Genomic DNA, 708 nt, shown 5'->3' with positions numbered 1-708 from the left:
CGATGATGCGATTGTGGTAGTTGAGGCAGTCCATGCCAAAATGGAAGAGGAGAATCTCAGCCCATTCAAGGCTGTGAAAAAAGTACTTGGGGAGATCAGTGGTGCGATTATAGCCATTACACTGGTCATGACTGCGGTGTTTATACCCGTTGCTTTTATGACAGGTCCTGTAGGTGTTTTTTACAGACAATTTTCCATTACAATGGCCAGTGCAATCGTCCTATCAGGGTTGGTAGCGCTTACGCTTACGCCTGTTTTGTGTGCGATGATTCTTAGAAACAACCATGGAAAACCTAGAAAGAGATCTCCTATCGATCTATTTTTGGATTGGTTCAATAGAAAATTTGAAAAAATCACCGATAAATATGAAGGCTTACTTAAGCTTATTGTAAACCGAAAGGTGGTCACCTATGGTATTCTTCTAGCTTTTGGTTTTGGCATTTTTGCAGTCAATGAAACCTTACCCACAGGGTTTATCCCTAATGAGGATCAAGGAATGATTTATGCAATTATTCAGACCCCTCCAGGATCTACATTGGAAATCACCAATGAAGTATCAAGAAAACTGCAGGAAATTGCTGAAGAGATTGATGGTATCCAATCCGTATCTTCCTTGGCAGGGTATGAAATCCTTACAGAAGGTAGGGGTTCAAATGCAGGTACTTGCCTTATTAACCTTAAAAACTGGGAGGACAGAGAACACTCAGT

1 protein-coding gene is annotated in these 708 nt (G+C 41.1%); it reads left to right on the top strand.

Features of this window, described 5'->3' with window-relative positions; all coding sequences use genetic code 11:
• A partial coding sequence (locus tag ADIWIN_RS04965) for an efflux RND transporter permease subunit (protein WP_040756585.1) occupies window positions 1–708 on the top strand: 708 nt, incomplete at both ends.

The organism is Winogradskyella psychrotolerans RS-3 (assembly GCF_000427335.1).
GTDB lineage: Bacteria > Bacteroidota > Bacteroidia > Flavobacteriales > Flavobacteriaceae > Winogradskyella > Winogradskyella psychrotolerans.
This window is presented reverse-complemented; position numbering and strand designations above follow the sequence as displayed.